Origin of the sequence: Pseudanabaena cinerea FACHB-1277, assembly GCF_014696345.1 — a bacterium.
GTDB lineage: Bacteria > Cyanobacteriota > Cyanobacteriia > Pseudanabaenales > Pseudanabaenaceae > Pseudanabaena > Pseudanabaena cinerea.
Genome location: NZ_JACJPY010000009.1, coordinates 1 through 16755, shown reverse-complemented (window position 1 = coordinate 16755; position 16755 = coordinate 1). Strand labels below are relative to the sequence as shown.

Sequence of the window (16755 nt, the reverse complement as noted above, 5' to 3'; positions counted from 1 at the left end):
TTTTGGGGTGGTGAGAGGCGATCAAGTAAAAACTTTAAGCCGCGACAAGCTCGTATTGCAAAGTAAGAAATTCATTAGATTTTAAATAGGCGATCGCAAACTCACACCCATCAGAATCAGCAAACTCAACCAGATAGTCAACTCCTTGTTTATCCTGATGAATATCTACAATTGTACCTACCAAACCCACTGGCAAAGCTGAATTAAATTCATATTCCGCTTCCATCAGCGAAAGCCTATCTACGGAAATTGGCTTTAGGATAGCGATCGTATCAAGTAACTGTGGAATTTTCATTATTTCTCTCTCTTCAAAAAAGCACTGATCAAACGTGGATTACCAGACTCTATACTAACTTCCCAAATAGTCCGAAGTTCAACACCTCCTGTATTAGGGATTTCCCAATCCACTTTATATTCTTTGCCAAATTTCGTATTACCCTCTTGTACAACTTTACCTTCAACTGCTGCAATTTGAATTAACTCAACCAAGCGATCAGCATTTTTCACTGTAATACCGAGCCTAGATTGAAAGACTCTCGCCTTATCTTTACCCTTATCATGGTTGAAGTTTAAGCAATACCCTAAAATCTTTTGCATAGAAATTTCTGGGCAATCGCCATTTGGTAATTTCATAGGCAGGAATAAATAGTAAATTGATTTTAGTATATCTAATCTCAAGCGATCGCTATTTGGTTTGGGAAATAGGCGATCGGGTTTTGTGGGTGGTGAGAGGTGATCGCTGTTTGGTTTGGGAAATAGGCGATCGGGTTTTGTGGGGGGTGAGGGGCGATCGCTGTTTGGTTTGGGAAATAGGCGATCGCTGGGCTGGATATCGTATAATCTTAATAACTTAGGTAAAACACTATGCTTAATTATTCGGCGATCGCTGAAGCACAGGAACAATTACCAGCATTATCTAAGACCAACCCAACCTAATCGCAATTATGCCTCTCACGGAGCTTTTATCAACTGTTAGTCAATTAACCCATGAGGATAAACTACGGTTAATCCATTTTCTATTGCTTGCTGTGGCGAAAGAAGAAGGTTGTAATTTGGAAACAGCAAATGTTAATCCAGAACAAAATCTACTCAATCAATTAGCCTCAACTGATGCAGTCGTGTGGTCGCCTCAAGCAGACACTCAAGCGGTCACAGCATTGTCAAATCTTTTGAGGGATGCAAAGGAAAAAGCAAATGCTTAACGGACAGCGTTTTAATTTTATCGAGAAAATTGATAGCTCTGGGCGATCAGTCATTATGCCCTATTTACCTTTGCGGCTTACTAATGGCAGTAAATCTATAGAGGTTATGGCTTTATTGGATACAGGGGCAAGTGTAAACGTATTACCTTATGATATGGGCTTACATCTAGGAGCAGTTTGGGAAGAACAGACAGTAATAATTCCGTTAAGTGGCAATCTTTCTCGGAGTGAAGCCAAAGGTCTAGTTTTGGATGGCACTGTTGGATCTTTCTCAAGCACTTTATTTGCTTTTGCTTGGACTAAATCAAATGATTCACCTGTAATCCTTGGACATATGAACTTCTTTAATGAGTTCAATGTTTGTTTCTATCGCCATGAGTTAGCTTTTGAGGTTTGCCCAAGATTGAAATCACTAGGTAGTTAGTGATTGAAACTATAGAGTGCTGAGATAAAAATTTTTAAAACTATATCGATACAAAATTGAATCATGAAAAAACATCGAGGATTTAATCCCTACTGGCAATCTAAAGAAAAAAGAGAAGAACGGAATAAATATCCTAAATTTATTTTTAAGAATGAAGGATCTGATCCAGACTTCTCTCAAATAATCAAGGAGATAATTCAAAAATTCGATTTTAATGATATCCCCGATGAATTAAAACCTATTTGTAAAAACATCAAAGAACTTGGGTATTGGAAAGCAATTGAACCAGTAAAAAAGAACTTTAAATTTGGCGAAGATATGGGATCTTATTTAGTAATTGATTTTCTTAGTGAATTAGTTTTCAGCAAATTTCCGAAAGATAAATTCAATAGATATTTCCCCTTTAATGATTTTCGACTTTTACCCCTAGATAGAGAGATTATTGTGCAATGTCGTTCTGCAAAAAGATTTCGTAGTAGTAAAGGGACTTGCTATTATTCTACTCAAGAACCAACTATTGACCGAGATGGCGTTAAATATGTGGTCACATTTACTAGACATTCTATTGAACGAATTTGTGATCGTATCCACCCTAATTGGAAAACTCATTCGGCACTTGGTGATGTTTACGCATATTTAGAAGAGAATCTATACTTTGAATTCTGTAAACTGCGAGATGGCAGTCCTGCTATAACTTTTTATGATCAATGTGGAGGTAAGGGTTTCTGGCACTACCAATATGTTGATAAGGTCTTTGGCAAGAAAAATCTAATTTTAGGAAAAGGTAGTCCTTATTTTCGAGTTGGGTATTGCCCTTTAGCTTTTGAAGGTAATTTCGCTGTGGCTAAGACGTTATTATTTCCTGGTTACTCGAAAACACCAGAATATGAGTGCATCTTAAACTTAGATTTACCTGATAATGAGAGAAAATCACTATTTCAAGAAATTACAAAGCAAGATGCAAAATCTCTCTTAGAGACAGGAGACTTTTCCTCAATTAAGTGGCTTCACGAAAATACTATTCCGCAGGTTGTTCAGATGAATAAAAAGATTTATGATCACGAAAAATCAATTATTCTTGCTATTAGTGATTTGCGAAAATAATAAAATTAGGGTTATGTTAGTGAAATTCTTAGCCTAATTTAAAGGTGAATATTGAATCCACTCTAGAGTAAAAAGTATTTTGTGAACCAGATAATAAATAATGATCTCCAGATCTCCATTGATTTTTAGCATTGATAATTAGCGATCCAGTTTTATGTTTTTTGGGAAGAGATCGCTGTTTGATTTGAGGGGATAGGCGATCAGGTTTTGGTGGTGAGGGGCGATCGCTGATTGATGGAGAAAAAGGCGATCAGGTTTGTGGGCGATGATTGGGCGATCGCTTTATTCTTGTAGTAATTTGAAAAAAGTCTCCTTGTCAACATCAATATCTTGAATCATTCCCATCAAAGTACCCTGTTTGATATCTTTTCCAGAATCAATTGGAACAACAACTCTTTTTCCCTGAATATTTTTGTAAATAGCATGACTCCCTTTTTGGCGATACAGTCTCTCAGCTTCACAGGCAAAGCTTTTATCCATTAAGCTTTTAAGCGCTTTCTCTTTCTCATTTAGTACTTTCTCGAACTTTTTTGCGCCTATTTTCAAATCTGATCTTCTCGTGTCATTTGACTGCTTCTCGGTAGTGCGATCGCCTTTCGGTTTTGTGTCCTAACAACATTGATGCACAGCTATAGTTCCAAAAGGTGTATTAACACCTTTTGGAATTGCAAGCTTTAAGCAATTAACTTTTTGGCACTTTCAATTTGGCTTCTGACCTGCTCAAACCCAGTACCACCATAGCTATTTCTGACCTTCACCACTTGGGCAGGGGCGATCGCCTCAATGATATCTGCCGCAAATTGAGGATGGAAGGTTTGCCAGCGTTCCACTGATAAATCCTTGAGCAGGATTCCTTCGCTAGTGCAGGTTTTGACTAGCTTGCCCACCAGTTGATAAGCTTCGCGAAAGGGAACACCCTTGGCGGCTAAATAATCGGCAACATCGGTGGCATTAGAGAAATCTTCCGCAACCGCTTCCGCTAAACGTTTAGGCTGAAACTCGATTCCTTCTTCAATGAGAATAGTCATCGCCTCTAAACAAGCTCGCACCGTCACTACGGCATCAAAAATGCCCTCCTTGTCCTCCTGCATATCTTTGTTATAGGCAAGGGGCAGACCTTTAATAATGGTCAATAAACCTTGCAAATGTCCAAAGACGCGCCCAGTTTTACCACGTACTAATTCAGGCACATCGGGGTTTTTCTTTTGGGGCATGATGCTAGAGCCAGTGCTGACACGATCGCTGAGTTTGACAAAGCTAAATTCCTGCGATGACCACAGGATCACTTCTTCCGAAAGGCGGCTGAGGTGCGCCATGATCAAACTAGCAGCACAGAGAAATTCCACAGCAAAGTCGCGATCGGATACCCCATCAAGGCTATTGCGTCCCACTGAGCCAAAATCTAGCAATTCAGCGCTGTAGTGGCGATCAATGGGGTGGGGCGTACCTGCTAATGCACCTGAACCAAGGGGGCAAACATTCACCCGTTCATAGATTTCATTGAGTCTTGTCCAGTCGCGTTGTGCCATCTCGAAATAGGCGAGCAAATGGTGAGCGAGGCTGATGGGCTGGGCGCGTTGCAGGTGCGTATAACCAGGGATGAAGGTTTCCACATATTGATCGGCTTTTTTGACCAATGTTTGCTGCCATAGCCTGAGATCGGTTTGGATTTTGCGAATTTGATCGCGCAGATATAGCCGCACATCGGTTGCCACTTGGTCATTGCGCGATCGCGCCGTATGTACTTTTTTGCCGACATCGCCGATCAACTCCGTCAGTCGCCGTTCTACCGCAAAATGCACATCTTCCGCGTCAATCCCAGGATTGAAATTACCAGAGCGATATTCTTGGCGGATCTGCTCTAGTCCATTGACCAGCATTTCCCCTTCTGCATCGCTAATAATGCCAACTTTGGCTAACATCCGCGAGTGTGCCTGTGAGCCTGTGATGTCATATTCGATTAAGTTGATGTCAAAGCTAATGCTGGCATTAAATCTGGCGATCGCTGGGTGCAGTGCTGTCTCAAAACGCTGACTCCAAGGTTGAGGGGCTGTGGTCTGGCTCATACAAAAAACTGTAATATTTGAAAGTTTAGTTTACTTTTTGACAGGCGATTTTGCGCTTTTTTGTCATAGGTTCAAGATCTAACTTGGTTTTTTGAGTTATTTCCGTGCAGTACAAACAATGCTGAAGCAATCCCAATGACAGCGATCGCCTAATTTGGGAAGCCCATTCCTATAGAAAACGTATAATGCGTAAGTTGTAATACAGCTAAGAATTTTCTCGACAAGAATTTTAAATGAGCAATTGGAGCGATCGCTTAACCATTACTGCCCTTGCGCGTTTATACGGTCGTCTATACGGTCGCCTATCTGATCGCCTGATTTGGCTAGCAAATCAGCCTGTATATGGAGTGCTGGCGATCGCCCTCGTTGCCTTTGCCACTAGATTTTGGAATTTGGGCGGCACTGCTGACATTGTATTTGATGAAGTTTATTATCCAAAATTTGCTCAAAATTATTTACTGGGTCAGCCCCTATTTGATGCCCATCCGCCCCTTGCCAAATATATTATTGCGCTAGGTATCAAAATGTTTGGCTATGCCCCTTGGGGCTATCGCTGCATGACCGCCTTGGCAGGGGCGCTATTACCCCTAATTACCTACGAATTGATCTGGCAATTGAGCGATCGCCGCAGTTGGGCATGGCTGACGGGGTGGTTTGTGGCGATGGATGGCTTGCTATTGGTGGAGTCGCGCTTTGGCTTGATCAATATCTATATTTTATTTTTTGGAATGCTGAGCCAGTTATGTATGGTGCTGGCGCTGAGGCGATCGCGGCAAAGATGGTTTTGGGCGATCGCTACAGGAATTATGCTCGGTGCGGCGGTAAGCGTGAAGTGGACAGGCTTAGCCTATATTGCTGGACTGATCGCGATCGCTGCTTACGCATGGTCACGCTATGGGCAGTACCTGAGTATTCCTCAAATAGTTTTTGGATTGGTGATCCTACCGTTCAATTTTTATATTTTGCAATGGCTTCCCCATTTACAAATTAATCCTGAGCGCGACCTTGCCGAGCTACACCGTCAAATTTTTGGTTTTCATCAAAACCTAGGACTAGGCAAAACCGAACCGATCCATCCTTACTGTTCGCCTTGGTGGAGTTGGATTTTACTGATTCGCCCGATCGCTTACTTTTTTGAAAAACGCCCCAATGACATGGTGGAATTTGTACATGGGATGGGAAATCCCTTTTTATACTGGCTTAGTGCGATCGCTTTGCTAATTTGCTTAGGATTATTAATAGGAAAATTAATTATTTCCAGATTGGGCTTCCTTCCCCAGTTATTGGCAAACCTTGGTGTCAATACAATAAATCATTCTAAATTCAGCATAAACTTACCCTGTCATATTCAGCCCTCTGCGGTGCTACTGGCAGAAATTTATAGCCAATGGCGATCGCTGTTTTGGTTTATTTTGTATGTGATCGTCAGCTTTGCCGCCCATTGGTTGCCTTGGGGCTTGAGTCGGCGCTGTATATTTCTGTATCACTATATGCCCGCTTCGGTGTTTGCCTTTGCCGCCCTCGCCCTGATCATCTCCCAACTCTGGCAATCATCTATGGCAAATATGCAGGCGATCGGTTCGGGTTTATTTATATTAGTGGCGATCGGCTTTATATTTTGGCTACCCCTCTATATCGGTTTACCGATCTCCTCTAGTTATTTGCCCGTGCTAATGTGGTTGCGTAGCTGGATCTAGTCAATTGCACGATGCGGCGATAGGCTAAGCTAAGTAACCTCCTTGTTTGCAGTTCGGGAAATATGCAAAACTTTCGCAATTATTATGAAATTCTTGGCGTACCAAAAACCGCCACGGCTGACGAAATTAAGCGCTCCTATCGTAGGTTAGCGCGGAAATATCATCCCGACCTCAATCCCAATGACAAGGCAGCCGAAGAACGTTTCAAAGACATCGGTGAAGCTTACGAAGTTCTCGCTGACACCACCAAGCGCCAGCAATACGATCGCTTTGGGCAATATTGGAAACAGGGCGGATTTCAAGGTGGCGGCGGGGCAGCAAGACCACGCGAACAATATACTCCCGACTTTGAGAAGGGCAACTACAGTGGCGATGTTGACTTTAGCCAGTACAACGACTTCCAAGAATTTGTCGATCAGTTATTAGGCAAGTTTCGCGCCAGCGATCGCACTCAAGATACAGGCGGCTCCTCCTATCGCAGTAACACCCAAGCCCCCCCACGCCCCTCACCACGTCGCGATTCTGAAGCATTACTAGAACTGCCCCTCGAACGTGCCTATGTGGGTGGCCGCGAACGTATTCGTCTCGAAGATGGGCGATCCCTGGAGGTAAATATGCCCGCAGGTGTACTGTCGGGACAACGCATCCGCCTCAAAGGACAAGGCACATCGGGCGGCGACCTTTACCTCAAAATTACCCTCAAGCCCCATCCCTTCTTTAGTCTCGAAGGTTCAGATATTCGCTGTCAGTTACCCATATCCCCTAGCGAATCAGTCTTGGGTGTGCAGGTAGAAGTACCAACCCTAAGCGGATTAGTGAAATTAACCATTCCCCCAGGGGTTAAGTCTGGGCAACAATTGCGCCTCTCTGGTAAAGGATTCCCCAAGGATGCCCGCACCTTTGGCGATCAATATGTGGAGATTCAGATTGTAGTTCCCAAGACTCCTAGTAACCGTGAGCGCGAACTATACGAACAGTTGCTAAAGGTGCAATCCTTTGACCCTCGCGAAAACCTGCTCAAGAAGTAAGCTAAAGGCAACGCTTCGCGCTGCCTTTAGCTTATTTCTTTAAAACTTACTGAAGAATTAAAAAGTGAAAATATGGCTGCTGTAATTTATGTGAGTCAGGCTTGTATTGAGTCGTTGGATATTAGTCCTGCCAAGATTGCGATCGAGAAGCTGTTAGCGAATTGGGATGAAACACCTGAAAGCGATCGCGCCTTTCAAATCGAACTTGTGTGGGACAAAGAAGATGGCGACCCTCGAGAACTATCAGAAATCTCCGAAGTCCGTCTCTGGTTTGTGCGTCTTGATGCCACTTATCCTTGGTTTAGCTATCTCCTCGATTGGCGTGCCGAACTCAGTCGCTATGCCGCGATGCTAGTTCCCCACGAGTTCAAGCGCGAAGGTGATGGCTATGTGTTGCAATACAATCCTGAAGCCTTGGAGCTTTTTGTGATGCAGAAGGTTTTCGCCATTTCCCTCTGGCTCAAGTCACGCGGTATTGAAAGCACCGCAAAGTTACAGCAAATGACTCAAAGTTTAGGTTACGAAATCGACGCAGCATTCTTTAATCTATTGTAAATAAAACCTTATGAAACAAAAGCTAACTATTCATCAATTTGGACCAATTTCTGATCTCGAAATTGATATAGATGATATTCTTGTATTTATTGGTTCTCAAGCTAGTGGAAAAAGTACTGTCAGTAAAGCAATCTTTTTTTTTAAATCTTTAAGGGATGACTTATATAGATATTACCTTGATTGCTATAACCAAAATAAATTTGATAACTCTATTTCTAACTTTGCTAAATTAGCAAGACAAAAATTCATAAAGATATACGGCTCTACACTTCAATCTCCAAACATGAAGTTAGAGTATAGATATCGTGATGAAGTTGAGGCATACGCATATCTATCTCAAGATAATCATTCTATAACTATCGAATTTAGTAACGACTTCATACAAACATTTAGAAAAATAATGGATAAGGCTCATAGTTTATATGGTGAGCTACATCCTAAATCTTCCAGTTTTCATTCTTCAATAGAAATAAGTGCTATTAAATCAAAAGAATCAGCGCTATTAAAAGAAATTGAAAATGAACTTAATTGGCTATTTTGTGATGATAGAGATATTGTATTTTTACCTGCTGGGCGTAGCCTGATTACTACTCTATCTCAGCAAAGATATAATATTGATATGGGTAATGAAAGGCTATCTAATGCAGATACAGGTGTGAATAGCTTGCCTAAACTAGATTATCTGATGCAAAACTTTATCTCTCGTATTGATCAAATAAAACCAATTTTTGAGGAAGGTCTTAATAATCTAATTGGAGACTGTTTTGACAGCTTTAATAGTCCTGAAACAGTAAAAACTATTATTATTGCTAGAGATATAGTCAATTCAATTTTGAAAGGATCTTATACTTCTATTAATGGAATCGAAAAAATTGCTTTTACAGAAGACAAAAGTACTTTAATTAATTTTGCCTCTTCAGGACAACAGGAAGTCGTTTGGATATTATTAATTATTTTCCTTTTTATTCTTAATCAGCGTAAAGTATTTTTAGTCATAGAAGAGCCTGAAGCCCATCTTTTTCCCGTAGCACAAAAGCAAATAATCGATTTAATTGCAATTATAGTTAATCAAGAAAATAACTTAGACTATCAACGTGATAATCAAGTTGTTTTGACTACACATAGTCCTTATATTCTTTCATCATTTAATAATCTTCTTTATGCACATAATCTAAGTTACAAATCAAAGAAAGGTGATAAGGTATTAGATATTATAGATCATCGATTCTGGATTAATCCAGATAGATTAAATTCTTATATTTTAGAAGATGGTACTGCTCGAACTATAGTCGATCGCGAAATGGGACTAATTCAATCAGCCGAGATCGATAGAGCCTCAAACATTATTGTTGATACCTTTAATCAACTCTTTGATCTTGAGGATTGAGGCATGAAGTTTAATTGCCAAGATTTTCAAGAAAATTATCGAGACTGTATCAATTGTTCCGAAGGAAAGCTCATTGTTGCAGAAGAGAATAAAAGAAAATATATTCTTCAGAATCCCTCCAAAAAGAAAGTATGTAAAGTAAAAATTGATGGCTGCGTAATTCCTAGTCAAAGCCAAAGAAAATGTGACTATCTCATGATCGTTTGTGAGTCTAAATCTGCGAATGAACAAGAAGCGGATATATACTTTATCGAACTGAAGGGGCGAGACTTGATTTCTGCTGTTGAGCAGCTAACTCAGACAATCACATATTTTCAAGCTGAAAAATATAAATTTACTGGAAAAGTCTTTGCTAGGGTAGTTTTGAGCAAAGTTGCCGATCCCAAATCCATCGAAGTAGATTCAAGAGTGATCACCCTGAGAAAGTTGCTTAAAAAATTTGGTGGAGACTTTGCGTATGGTTCAGTACAACTTGAGCGCGATCGTATCTAATCATTATGAGTACATCGCTAAAACCATCATCCCTTCTCCCAAAAGGAATGCGAATCCAGCAAATCAACCATCTCCCGCTCTTTAAATTTACCGATGAACTAGGCGATCGCCTCCAAACTCTACTCGATAAGAAAAAATCAGATACACTTACCTCCACAGAAAATCTTGAGATCGACTTCTGGAAGCTTGCCCTAACGTTTATGTGGACAATTATAACGCCACAATTCTATCTAGTGAGCGTGCTAATCTCAAACTTCGATTGCGTTTTTATTTTAAATATTTACTTTCTATCAGTGAGGCTATGACAATCCGCCCCATTTCCCTAATTTGTTGAGTTTCCCTCACCACAAGCATTTGGCAGATCGCGTAATTTCTTCCGATCAGCCAAGTTTAGCTATGGTCATTCAAGATGCGATCGCTTTTCTTGAAAGTAATGGTATAAATTAGCGATCGCCATATCAGGCGATCGTTTAACTACATCTGAATTTTAAATGTTTTGTTATAATTCTAATAGCTAAGCAATATTCAACCAATCAACCCAAGCCAATGATATTTTCATGATTATCATTCTAGAACCTACTACTTCAGAAAAAATCAGAGAAATGGCGGAACCATTCTTTGGTCTGAGAATTAAACTTGCAGTCGATGTAGCTAGAGGAATTCTGGCTGGTGGTGGTGAACTTCATTTTGATTGTGAGCAGCTATTGCTAGATGATGGTAGTCAACAAGAAAATATTTGGGGTGCGGATTGGTATCCTCAAACGAAAGAGGTTGGGTTTGAGTCAATTATTAATATCCGTCCTCGTCAACAAAATATGACTATGGAAGTCAGGGATTTACAACTCAAAGCGAGAATTGAAAAAATAGTTCGTTATCTTTTGGAGGTGATGTAATGGAACGTCAAAGTCTGTATGAAAGATTTAAACTTCTAAGTTGGCAGCAGCAGATCGGCAATATCGCTTCAACTCTTGCTAATATCTCGCGCTATGCAGATTCTTCTGCTTATGATGAACTCACTAAGCTTTCTCTACGTGAGGCGGCTTTAGCTATTGATTGGTGTGTGCCAAATGTTCCACAGCAGTTTCTGCTAGATCTAGCGATGATGCATAGGGAGTTGTTAGCATGGTGGCAAGTTTTTCCTGTGGAGCCGCGATCGCTTTTAGCTTTGCATACTCGTCATCAGTCGGATCGTTTATTGGTGATGGCGGGATTGATGGGTGTGGATAGCGATTTGCAATCTATCGATGTGGTGTCTGAAGCTAACGGATTACATAGTGTTGATATTTCAGTTGTAAAAGAAACCCTTGTTTCTGCTTAGTTAGAATTGGAAGTAATGGTATAAATTAGCGATCGCCATATCAGACGATTGTTTAACTACATCTGCCTTTAGAGCTTTATGTCCCGAAGCTTGACCTTTTTCGACCACTTCATATTCATACTTTGAGCGCAAGTCTGGTGAAGCCATTAATTTGAGTTGATCTCGTAGAGACTCAAAATGAGATTTTGGCTTTAACTCCTCATAAACTTTTTGTTCTGGAACTTCAAAGTTGCTAAGTGCAGAAGTCATTGCTTGAGGAACTGGGCTTAGTTCAGAGCTTTCTAATAACTTTAGGTCAGAAGTGGGTAAAGATTGAATCCATTCTGATTGTTCTTGCCAAGATGATAGAACTACTAGATCTTGGGTACAAATACGGCTGATTTCTGGATAGAGTAAGTCTATTTCTTCTTCGGACTGGACAGCATCGCTCACATTTAAAATATCTTGACGAATACTAGTTTGTAAATTTTGCAGCCTATGGGAGACTGCGCCCGATTGCTTTTGAATTTGGTAGGTCATGATGATCGTTTGCTCGATCGCCCAAGCACATTCTTTTCTTCTGAGTTGACCGATCGCTGATAGCTCGGAAAGTAATTGAGGATTACGGTAGTCACCGAGGGCAACAGATAGCATTTGTCGGGCATTAGCTAAGTCGTGATCTTTGATTTTAGGATCATCACAAGCTAAAGCGGACTTGATTAGCTCAAGGGCTTGCAAAAATTGACCATAGGCACGAATAAGAACGACTCTATGCTGTTCAAATTTGATGTCTGCGGCGACTTCATCAATGTGATTTAAGATTTCAGCACCTTGATCTTTAAGTGCTTTTTTGAGATCGATAAAGCCATCTTTGATCTCAACTCGCATTTGGCGAACGTCTTCGCGTAGTTTCAGGATTTGATGTAAGCTTGCTGCGGAAATTGCTATATTGGCGATCGTTCCTACGCCGATTAATGCTGTTGTGGCTTGCAAAACTCCTAAATTTTGTTGAATTGCAGTAATTCCATCACTCATACCCTTGATATCAAATTGAATACTTGCAACTTGATCTATGACCGTATCAACTCCAATTTGGACATTTTTTATGTCTTCTCTGACCATGCCAATATCTTCTCGAATATTGGCTACACCTGTATTGATGGAGTTTTGAGTATCTTGAATATCAGACCTGACATTTTTAAAGCCTGTATGAGTTTGATAGGTTTGATAACCTTGCAGTGCGCCAAATATTAACTGTGTAGGAAAAATTAGAGGATTTGTAGAAGAAGGTGGTTTTGCAACTTCTAAAAATCTACCTGTGACAAGACATCTAGCGATTGGCAACAATACTCCTGTTTTATGCGCGACTTGTACGGCTTTACCAGAAAGCATCAATGCTTGAGTTGCAGTAGAAAAAATGTAATCCATAGTATATAAATCATAGAAAAAGCTCTTTAAAAGCTTTATTTAGTTAAATATTATCAGATTTTATTGTGTAAATAATTTTTTTGAGCTACTTTTCTGATAAATTATAGGTAAATCGATTTTTAACTCAAGCATGAAGACTCAACTTATCGGTAGCCAAGCGGTCAAACTCTTATCAAAGTTGACTGGTCAAGATTTGACGGTACATGACATTACGCCCCAAGTGGTGTTTATGGCTGACTTGATCGCGCTGTTGAAAGGGGTGATTTATGCCGATGCAAAAGTTAGTGAGGATGAGGTTGCTCAGTTTAAAGCGACACTTGCCAAGCTCAAGCTGACCAGTAAGCAAACTGTGGAAGTTGCCAAGCTTTTGCTGTCAGGTGTTCAGAAATATAAATTGCATAGTGAAATAGATGATTTTTTGATTTTGCTAGTGCCATTGAGTGAATCTGAAAAATTGCTGTTGTTTGGTTTGGGTTACAGAATGGCAATGGCGGACTCTAGCCTAGATGCAAGTGAGAGTAAGTATTTACGGGATTTAGGCAAACGTTTAGAAATAGAATCGCGTTACCTTGATGTTTTAGAGTCTAGTTTTGCTGGCAAGCCATACAACAATCAAGATTTTCAAGAGGTATGCGATCTAGTAGATCCTGCGCGTTTTCATGATTTGGGGACTGTGTTTGTGAATGCAGCAGATGATTTATTGGCTGCTTTAAATCAGCTTGTTAAAATTGAGATTAAAGAACCTCAAAATGTAACCAGTTCGACAGATTCAGTAAGTGGCGAATATCAAAAGCTACAAGGTTTTCAACTACAGAAACAGTCTTTGCTTAAACGGATTAATCATTTATCTCAACTGATTGATGATGGTATTAATGAGAGCCTTTTACCTGTCACTTTTCGAGATGAGGTTCAATCTATTAAAGACAAATTGGAATCACAACGTTTTCGGGTGGCGGTGATTGGTGATTTTAGTCAGGGTAAATCGACTTTGCTCAATGCTTTGCTAGGTGAAGAGATTCAACCTGTGAGGGCGATTCCTTGTAGTGGTACTTTGTCGGTTTTGAAATATGGCGATCGCAAGCGGGTAGTTTGTCGTTATCGGGATGGCAATGAACAAGAAATTGCAGTTGAAGATTATCAGAAAAAAGCGGCTATTTCTAAGGAAGCGGCTCTAAACAACCGTAGTGAAGAATTGTTTAAATCCAATATTGCCGAAATTGTTTTTGAGCATCCCAATCTATTGCTATGCCGTAATGGTGTAGAAATTGTGGATTCCCCTGGGCTAAATGAGCATCCAGATCGTACTAGAGTTACGGAGGAGTTGCTGAAAGAGACTGATGCAATTCTATTTATGACTAATGCGAATAAGTTGTTAACTCAGGGTGAAAGAGATATTATCACCAAAATCAAGGAACGTGAAGGTGATCGCCCCTTAGAAAATCTATTTCTAGTTGTCAATTTTATGGACAATTTGGATAGTGATGAAGATCGCGAAGATGTTCAGATTGCTGCTAATAGCATTATTAAGGATGGCTCTATCACTGGCAAAGATAGAATCCATTTTATTTCTGCTAAGTCTGCTTTAAAAGCTACTCTTAGCAATATATCGAATGAGTATCTAGTCAGTTTTCAAAATTTTACTCGTACTTTAGAAGCTTTTCTCACTGATGAACGCGGATCTGTAATTTTGCAATCCACTACGCAAAAGCTGAATGAGCTTACCCAAAATTGCGTCAACGATTTAAATAATGCAACTGAGAGCCTTGACACAAACTTGGAAGCTTCCTATAAAGAAGAAATCTTAGAACGTATTGGTGAAGCAAGCGGAAGATTTGTAACTATCCGTAAAATGGTTGATTATCTGAGAAAACAGACTATGCAAATGGCTCTGGAATCTTGGATCAAGTATAGCGCTGAATTTAAAGACGCAATTATGCAAGGAAGCAAGTTATGGAAAACTGATCATAACCCTCTATTTAGCAGAGATCAGCTTATACAAGATTATATAGATCAATTTGGGAAGGACTTACAAGCCCAAATTAATCTATGGGTATTGCTACACTTAAACAATGAGATTATCGACCCTAAACTCAATCTGCTAGACAGGGGAATAAAAGAAGAGTTGACAGCGCTTAATTCTAGTTTTTCTGGTCTTGACAAAAAAATTGGCACAAACTTTGACGATAATTTTAGCCTAGCTCTTAATAATTTTGATGCGAGTTATGTAGCAGCATGGACTGCTGGCGGAGTAGTTGGTGGCGGTGCTGGCGCGGCAGCAGCTTTTTTCATGATTCCAGCTTTAGCATTAGGTCCTGCGATTATCATAGGTATTGCGGCGGCAGCTCTATTGGGAGGAGGTGGTTTATTTGCTTCAATGTCAGATGCTTACTATCAAATTGGTAAACAAGTCTGTGATTCTGGGTTTAAAGAGTTTGAAAAATCAGAGAACAGTATCAAAGAAAAAATTGGTGAGTTCATTGATACTTTATTCGATAACCGTATTCAATCAGTTGATGCTTTGATCAAGCAAGTTATTTCTGAATGTGAAAATCGGTTAGAACTTGAGGAGAGGAAACAGCAGGAAGAAGGCGATCGCTTACGCTCTCTAATCTCTAGCAAAAAACAAGAATTTGAAAACACTTTAAGGAGATAAACAACCATGCTTAAAAGTTACGAAGCTACCTACGAGAACGGGCAAATCAAATGGCTTTCTGAACAACCAGAAATCACCTCAGCTAAAATTATCGTGACCATTCTAGAAGAAACTAAACCTCAAATAAAACGCCGTTTTCCCATCCCTGACATGGCTGGCAAAGTGAAAATCTTAGGTGATATCGTTAGCCCCATTGTTGATGAAGAGGACTGGGAATGTCTGAAATAATTGTACTCGATACCCACATTTGGCTATGGCTAATCAACTCAGACTTTGATAGATTTCCCACATCTTGGCTTGAACGCTTTGAGTTAGCCGAGATACTAGCAGTATCTCCTCTATCTTGCTATGAAATCGCCTTAGCCCAAAGTCGAGGCAGATTAGAGCTAACCTGTTCTTCTAGAGAATGGTTTAGCAGAGCATTAGCGCCTGCCAAAATCGAGTTATTGCCATTGACCACAGAGATTGCAGTCAGAGCCGTAAACCTATCGCCCATTCACAAAGATCCCTTCGATCGCCTAATTATTGCCACAGCCTTAGAATATGAAGCCAAACTTGCTAGTGTTGACAGCGTATTTTCTAAATATCCTGAATTAGAAAATTATCTCATGTAAAATTTATCTTACCCAAACATCACACAATTAACTTATGCTAATCTTTCTCATTCATGGTGTCGCCACTCAAGACGCAGGTTACGGCGATCAATTCAAGAAAAAAGTCAAAGAAATTCTGAGTAAGAAAAACGCCCAATCACCAATTTTTTACTCTAGCTTTTGGGGACATTCCTTTAAAAGCAAAACCGATCAACTCTTTAACTGGGTTCGCTCCGATGTGAAGGAACTATCAGAAAAATGTAAAGAACTACGCGGCAGTGAACAAGACATTTATCGTTACCAAGAACACCGAGAAGACTTTATAGCCAAATTTTTTGGTGAATTTTTGACCTATCTGAACAATGACAAAGGCGCATCAATTCGCAAACAAATCTTGCATCAATTCCAAGACTTTGTTGATAACCATCCCGAGGACAAAGAAATAGCGATCGCCTCCCATTCTCTCGGTACATTAGTTTTATGGGATCTGTTATTCACCAAAGATTTACCCGAAAACGATCCTGCTTACGAATTTCGCAAATTATTTAACTCAAGTGACTCTGAGTACAAACTACGCGGACTTGTGACAATGGGATCACCTCTCTTGTTCATGCGCCTCAAGCAAAATATAGACTTTTCCGCAGTCGATGATTTTGTTGCCACAAGCTGTAATGCTCTCACTTGGCTGAATATTATCCATGCTTCAGATTTAATCGCCTATCCTCTAGCAATACTACGGACAAAATTGGTCAGAGATAGAGCCGTAAGAGCAAAGCTTGTGGAAATTAGGGTGTAATTTAATCGAAGTAAGGTCTAAATCTAACAGGGA

Annotated in this window: 21 protein-coding genes; 16 read left to right on the top strand and 5 right to left on the bottom strand. The window is 40.1% G+C overall.

The window, feature by feature from the left end; all coding sequences use genetic code 11:
- Positions 1-34 precede the first annotated feature (34 nt).
- Both H6F44_RS04860 and H6F44_RS04855 read right to left on the bottom strand, forming a co-directional pair.
- Positions 35-295 (bottom strand): DUF4926 domain-containing protein, encoded by a 261-nt coding sequence (locus tag H6F44_RS04860; protein WP_190349833.1) that lies wholly within the window; start codon positions 293-295, stop codon positions 35-37.
- Positions 295-633, bottom strand: a complete 339-nt coding sequence (locus H6F44_RS04855) for a DUF6883 domain-containing protein (RefSeq protein WP_190349832.1) — start codon at positions 631-633, stop codon at positions 295-297. The genes H6F44_RS04860 and H6F44_RS04855 overlap by 1 nt, the downstream gene beginning before the upstream one ends.
- 20 nt (positions 634-653) lie before the next feature.
- Here H6F44_RS04855 and H6F44_RS04850 point away from each other — a divergent pair, with 20 nt between their 5' ends.
- From H6F44_RS04850 to H6F44_RS04835, 4 genes are all read left to right on the top strand, one after another.
- Entirely contained in the window at positions 654-854 is a 201-nt protein-coding gene (locus tag H6F44_RS04850; protein WP_190349831.1) for a hypothetical protein, read from the top strand.
- A 90-nt stretch (positions 855-944) separates the two neighbouring features.
- Complete coding sequence (locus tag H6F44_RS04845) at positions 945-1202, top strand: hypothetical protein (protein ID WP_190349830.1); 258 nt, start codon at positions 945-947, stop codon at positions 1200-1202.
- Positions 1195-1626 (top strand): pepsin/retropepsin-like aspartic protease family protein, encoded by a 432-nt coding sequence (locus tag H6F44_RS04840; RefSeq protein WP_190349829.1) that lies wholly within the window; start codon positions 1195-1197, stop codon positions 1624-1626. Before H6F44_RS04845 ends, H6F44_RS04840 begins: the two co-directional genes overlap by 8 nt.
- Positions 1627-1689: 63 nt before the next feature.
- Positions 1690-2730: a hypothetical protein gene (locus tag H6F44_RS04835; protein ID WP_190349828.1), complete on the top strand. Its 1041-nt coding sequence runs from the start codon at positions 1690-1692 to the stop codon at positions 2728-2730.
- 282 nt (positions 2731-3012) lie between these two features.
- Here H6F44_RS04835 and H6F44_RS04830 read toward each other — a convergent pair whose 3' ends face one another.
- Together H6F44_RS04830 and argH are read right to left on the bottom strand one after the other, a co-directional pair.
- Entirely contained in the window at positions 3013-3210 is a 198-nt protein-coding gene (locus tag H6F44_RS04830) for a type II toxin-antitoxin system HicA family toxin (RefSeq protein ID WP_190349897.1), read from the bottom strand.
- 194 nt (positions 3211-3404) lie between these two features.
- A complete protein-coding gene (argH, locus tag H6F44_RS04825) occupies positions 3405-4796 on the bottom strand; it encodes an argininosuccinate lyase (RefSeq protein WP_190349827.1) in 1392 nt (463 codons plus the stop codon).
- 233 nt (positions 4797-5029) lie between these two features.
- On the opposite strand from argH, the gene H6F44_RS04820 reads away from it, so the two are divergent.
- The 8 genes from H6F44_RS04820 (at position 5030) to H6F44_RS04790 (ending at position 11273) form a co-directional block, all read left to right on the top strand.
- On the top strand, positions 5030-6493 hold the full coding sequence (locus H6F44_RS04820) for a phospholipid carrier-dependent glycosyltransferase (RefSeq protein ID WP_190349826.1): 1464 nt from the start codon (positions 5030-5032) through the stop codon (positions 6491-6493).
- Between the two features lie 62 nt (positions 6494-6555).
- A complete protein-coding gene (locus tag H6F44_RS04815) occupies positions 6556-7521 on the top strand; it encodes a DnaJ C-terminal domain-containing protein (protein ID WP_190349825.1) in 966 nt (321 codons plus the stop codon).
- Between the two features lie 72 nt (positions 7522-7593).
- Positions 7594-8076, top strand: a complete 483-nt coding sequence (locus H6F44_RS04810) for a CRR6 family NdhI maturation factor (protein WP_190349824.1) — start codon at positions 7594-7596, stop codon at positions 8074-8076.
- Between the two features lie 10 nt (positions 8077-8086).
- Complete coding sequence (locus H6F44_RS04805; protein WP_190349823.1) at positions 8087-9463, top strand: AAA family ATPase; 1377 nt, start codon at positions 8087-8089, stop codon at positions 9461-9463.
- Between the two features lie 3 nt (positions 9464-9466).
- Positions 9467-9955: a hypothetical protein gene (locus tag H6F44_RS04800; protein ID WP_190349822.1), complete on the top strand. Its 489-nt coding sequence runs from the start codon at positions 9467-9469 to the stop codon at positions 9953-9955.
- A 327-nt stretch (positions 9956-10282) separates the two neighbouring features.
- Complete coding sequence (locus tag H6F44_RS23920; RefSeq protein WP_407681861.1) at positions 10283-10402, top strand: hypothetical protein; 120 nt, start codon at positions 10283-10285, stop codon at positions 10400-10402.
- A gap of 110 nt (positions 10403-10512) precedes the next feature.
- Positions 10513-10848, top strand: coding sequence for a DUF5674 family protein (locus H6F44_RS04795; RefSeq protein ID WP_190349821.1), 336 nt, complete (start codon positions 10513-10515; stop codon positions 10846-10848).
- Positions 10848-11273, top strand: coding sequence for a hypothetical protein (locus H6F44_RS04790; RefSeq protein ID WP_190349820.1), 426 nt, complete (start codon positions 10848-10850; stop codon positions 11271-11273). Before H6F44_RS04795 ends, H6F44_RS04790 begins: the two co-directional genes overlap by 1 nt.
- Here H6F44_RS04790 and H6F44_RS04785 read toward each other — a convergent pair whose 3' ends face one another.
- Positions 11274-12680 carry a hypothetical protein gene (locus H6F44_RS04785; protein ID WP_199301992.1) on the bottom strand — a complete coding sequence of 469 codons (1407 nt, stop codon included), beginning with the start codon at positions 12678-12680 and terminating at the stop codon, positions 11274-11276. It lies immediately after the preceding gene.
- A 130-nt stretch (positions 12681-12810) separates the two neighbouring features.
- Between H6F44_RS04785 and H6F44_RS04780 the strand changes: the two genes are divergently transcribed.
- The 4 genes from H6F44_RS04780 to H6F44_RS04765 are packed head-to-tail and all read left to right on the top strand — an operon-like array spanning position 12811 to position 16722.
- Positions 12811-15333: a dynamin family protein gene (locus H6F44_RS04780; protein WP_190349819.1), complete on the top strand. Its 2523-nt coding sequence runs from the start codon at positions 12811-12813 to the stop codon at positions 15331-15333.
- A gap of 6 nt (positions 15334-15339) precedes the next feature.
- Entirely contained in the window at positions 15340-15561 is a 222-nt protein-coding gene (locus tag H6F44_RS04775) for a hypothetical protein (protein ID WP_190349818.1), read from the top strand.
- Entirely contained in the window at positions 15549-15947 is a 399-nt protein-coding gene (locus H6F44_RS04770; RefSeq protein WP_190349817.1) for a type II toxin-antitoxin system VapC family toxin, read from the top strand. The genes H6F44_RS04775 and H6F44_RS04770 overlap by 13 nt, the downstream gene beginning before the upstream one ends.
- Positions 15948-15981: 34 nt before the next feature.
- A complete protein-coding gene (locus H6F44_RS04765; protein ID WP_190349816.1) occupies positions 15982-16722 on the top strand; it encodes a hypothetical protein in 741 nt (246 codons plus the stop codon).
- The last annotated feature ends 33 nt before the right edge of the window (positions 16723-16755 follow it).